This window comes from Collimonas sp. (genome assembly GCF_044339385.1).
In the GTDB taxonomy this organism is placed as follows: Bacteria; Pseudomonadota; Gammaproteobacteria; order Burkholderiales; family Burkholderiaceae_D; genus Collimonas.
In genome coordinates this window covers 1-4,344 of the sequence record NZ_JBIIVN010000191.1, presented here as the reverse complement: position 1 = coordinate 4,344, position 4,344 = coordinate 1, and the positions used below count along the sequence as shown (strand labels likewise).

The window sequence follows — 4,344 nt, the reverse complement described above, 5'->3', positions numbered from 1 at the left end:
TTGCACGGCTAGCTCCTTGAACTCCGCCGTGTACATCTGTTTTGGTATCTTCTTCATTGCTGGTCTTTCCAAAGGATCGTTGATTTTACGTTACCTATGGAAGACTAAATTTCGGGGGAAGCTCACAGTGCCTTGCTGTTTGTAAAGCTCTGTACGCACAATCCTCACAATCTCATTCTGCAGATAGGCAAACCTGATTGCTAAAGGGAACTAATTTAAGCAAAGGCTGACGAACTGCTCAGCGTCCCTCAAAAAAAGACCCTATATTATCGATCTCGCAACACTCAATAATTATCAAAAAAATACATACCTGTAACTGACTAGGATAATAGGATAAGCAACAACACAAACAACCAGCACGGTTGTACAAATGGAGCGAACTCGGTAGCGTCGACAGCGCATCGCAAATCAAAACGCAATCAAGCCAAGGAGGCCGAGCTTAACGATATAATTGACAGCTAGTTCCGCAAAACACCATCCATCTGCCAATGCGGCATCCTGCGACGTCGCTTCAGCGTCGCAAAACTAACTTTCTGGAGGATCCATGGATTGGACTCTTCCGCCCTTTGCACTAGCACAGCCTATCCAATGGAATGCGCTGTTACTGTTTGGCAGCTTGCTGCTATTCGGGCTGGTGGGCGGCCACATCGTGACAAAAAACCCCTGGTTTCCACGCATCACCGGTTACCTGATAGTGGGTTTCATACTTGGCGTGGGCGCCCTCGACCTGCTGTCCAATGATGTGCTCAAGCTGGCCAATATTTTCGCAGACATGGCAATGGCTCTGGTGGTATATCAGTTGGGGCGCTATGTTGATATCGGCTGGCTGCGCCGCGAAAAATGGCTGCTGGCTACCGTTATCTTCAGTGCCGTACTGTGCTTCACATTTGTCAGCGGCGCGTTGATCTGGTTTGGCACTTCACGTGTGCTGGCGTTGCTTGGCGGCGTGTTGGCAATTGCCACTGCACCGGCGGTAGTGATGGTGGTGGTGCGCGATCTCAAGGCCGAAGGACTAGTGACGCGCCGCCTGGCTGCCATGACTGCACTGAATAATTTTGTCGCATTACTGGCCGCTTACGCATTATTGCCGGTGATCGCCAATGAAAGTGCCGCTCCATTCAGCACCTTGTTTGCTCACACACTGTATTCATTGTGCGGCTCACTGGTGCTGGCATACCTGACCTATCGGCTGATGATGCCGCTGGCGCGGCTGCTGGGCCGTCAGCCTAGCCGCCAATTCGTGCTTGTTATCGCGGTAATCACGCTGGCAATCGGCGCTGCCCATGCCCTGCAGTTGCCGATATTGCTGACGATGCTGATCTTTGCCATCATGTCAAAAAACCTGGATCACCAGTACGACTTGATGGAACTGGAATTTGGCGTCGCCAACGAACTGTTCATTGTGATGCTGTTTGTCACTATCGGCGCCTCGATCCGCTTGTCCGACCTGTCACTGGTTGGAGCCTCGGTGGCAGTGCTGATTGCGGCACGCTTCCTGGCCATGGCTTGCGGCGTCTTCGCCTTCGCGCACTTTGCCAAGATGAAATGGAAACAGGCGGCACTCATTACACTGGGCACGTTACCGATGACGGAGGCCGGACTGGGATTGATGCAAACCACCGCATATCTCTACCCCAACACCAGCGCGGATGTATTGCCGCTGTTGGCAGGCTGCCTCATCGTACTGGAATTACTGGGGCCGATAGCCACTCAATTCGCCTTGATCAAATCAGGTGAAAGTGGACGCGAATGAAGGATAAGACCATGATCGACGATACCGAAATCGATACCGCCCTTGCCGAACCGGCGTCGCAAGAAGTTTTGCCATTCACCAGCTCGAGCCCGTTTACCATGGGCATCGAACTGGAGTTGCAACTAGTCAATCGCCGCAACTACAATCTGGCCAGCGACGCGGTCGACTTGCTGACCTGGATTGAACCGCGCGATCTGCAAAAACAGATCAAGCTGGAGATGACGCAGGGCATGATCGAGTTGAATTCGGATGTACACACCCGGGTCGATCATCTGATCGAGGAGTTGAAAGGCCTGCGCGCGGCACTCAACCGCGGCGCTCAATACCTCAACATCGACGTCTCCGGCGGCGGCGCGCATCCGTTCCAGCACTGGAATGAGCAGCGCATCACGCCGAGCGAACGCTTCCACTACCTGCACGAGAAGTATGGTTACCTCGCCAAAACATTCACCGTATTCGGCCAGCACATCCATATCGGCGTGCCGAACGGCGACGACGCCTTGTATCTGACCCATGCCCTCTCGCGTTTCGTGCCACATTTCATCGCGCTGTCGGCTGCATCGCCGTTTTACCAGGGTGCCGACACCAAATTCGACTCTTCGCGCAGCAATGTAGTGCGCGCCTTTCCCTTGTCAGGGACCGCGCCGACGCTGACTCGCTGGAGCGATTTCGAAACGTATTACGATGAGTTGCTGCGTATGGGCATCATCGGCAGCATGAAGGATTTTTACTGGGACATCCGCCCCAAACCGGAATACGGCACTGTCGAAATCCGGGTGTGCGATACGCCGCTTACTATCGAACACGCCGCACACTTGGGCTGCTACGCGCAATTACTCGCACGCTGGATACTGACAGAGAGACCGTTCGTCATCACCAATGATTTTTACCTGCTCTATCAATACAACCGCTTCGAAGCGAGCCGCTACGGCTTGCACGGTTCGATCGCGCTACATGGCAATCGTCCGGAGGATTCCTCAAAACTGCCGATCCACGAGCATTTGCTGAGTCATCTACAGGACTTACAAAGGTATACTCAGAACGATGCCGAACAACTGGCCCTGAAACGCTTGCGTCTTATGGCCGAAGGACAGCTCAGCGATGCGAACTGGCTGCGCCAGACATTTGCCGAGCGCGGTTCGCTCAACGACATGATGCGACTGTCATCGGAACTTTGGATGGGACACCAACCGCCGCCATATTTCCAATAACGTGTATCTAACATAGCAAATAAATAATTAACTGATCGATGCAAAAACAATATGATGTCGCCGTGATTGGCGCTGGTGCCGCCGGCATGACGTGTGCTGCGGTTGCCGGCCAACGTGGGAAGAAAGTAATACTGATCGATCATGCCAGCAAGCTGGCTGAAAAAATCCGCATCTCCGGCGGAGGACGCTGTAATTTCACCAACACCAACGCCGGTCCGCAGAATTTCCTGTCGCAGAATCCGCATTTTTGCAAAAGCGTCCTGGCGCGCTATACCCCGCAAGATTTCCTCAGCCTGATAAAACGCTATCGGATCGGCTACCACGAGAAGCATAAAGGACAACTGTTTTGCAACGATTCATCGGAACAGATTATCGACATGCTCAAGGCCGAGTGCAGTCTGGGCAGTGTTGAATGGCGCATGCCTTGCAACATTGCCGGTGTCGGCAAGAGCGGAGAGGCGTTCCGGATCGACACCAATGCCGGCGAAATTCTAGCAAGCAAAGTTGTCATTGCTACCGGCGGCCTGTCGATTCCGAAAATCGGCGCGACCGATTTTGCCTATCGGATCGCGCGCCAGTTCGGCTTACGAATAATCGAGCCGCAACCAGGACTGGTGCCGTTGACTTTCGATTCGGCAGCATGGCAACCATTTTTGCCACTAGCGGGAATCGCTCTGCTAGTCGAAGTTAAAACCGGAGAAAAAAAGGCGCGCGGGGAATTCAAGGAAGACCTGCTATTTACGCATCGCGGCCTGTCGGGACCGGCGATCCTGCAAATTTCAAGCTTCTGGAAGCCTGGCACGCCATTGCGCTTGAACTTATTGCCTGATATCGACGTTGCGGAAACACTGATCGATGACAAAACCTCGGTGAAAAAGAATTTGGGCAACATTTTTGCGCAATGGCTACCAACCAGACTGGCGCACGGCATCATCGAAGCAAACCAGTTCGATCCCGCAATCCGCCTGGCAGATACGCCCGACCGCCTGCTGCGCAACCTGGGCGATGCAATTAACTGTTGGACCATCCAGCCAAGCGGCTCTGAAGGTTACCGCAAAGCCGAAGTCACTCTCGGCGGAGTAGGCACGCAGGAACTATCGCAGCAGAGTATGATGTCCAACCAAGTCGCCGGCTTATATTTTGTCGGCGAGGCAGTCGACGTCACCGGCTGGCTCGGCGGCTACAACTTCCAATGGGCGTGGGCATCGGGGACTGCGGCCGGGTTAGACGTATGAATATAGAAATAGACAATTATTTGTCGGCTCGCATTACAATTAAGATTAAGAAAAATATCATCTATACAATTAGCCAAAGAAGTCATTAGTTTTTCATCCCTAGCCCCTTCCCATGCCAAATCACACATCCAACCATCCTGATACA

3 protein-coding genes are annotated in these 4,344 nt (G+C 53.1%); all 3 read left to right on the top strand.

Translation table 11 applies throughout. From position 1 onward, the window contains the following. The first annotated feature begins 544 nt into the window (after nt 1–544). Genes ACIQ0R_RS11565 through ACIQ0R_RS11555 form a run of 3 tightly spaced genes read left to right on the top strand, consistent with a single transcriptional unit; the run spans nt 545 to nt 4,199 of the window. Entirely contained in the window at nt 545–1,753 is a 1,209-nt protein-coding gene (locus tag ACIQ0R_RS11565) for a cation:proton antiporter (protein WP_395827516.1), read from the top strand. 11 nt (nt 1,754–1,764) lie between these two features. Next, the gene (locus ACIQ0R_RS11560) at nt 1,765–2,964 is read left to right on the top strand and encodes a YbdK family carboxylate-amine ligase (protein WP_395827513.1); all 1,200 of its coding nucleotides are present in this window, start codon (nt 1,765–1,767) and stop codon (nt 2,962–2,964) included. Nucleotides 2,965–3,002: 38 nt separating this feature from the next. Next, nucleotides 3,003–4,199, top strand: a complete 1,197-nt coding sequence (locus ACIQ0R_RS11555; RefSeq protein ID WP_395827510.1) for an NAD(P)/FAD-dependent oxidoreductase — start codon at nt 3,003–3,005, stop codon at nt 4,197–4,199. Nucleotides 4,200–4,344: the final 145 nt, after the last annotated feature.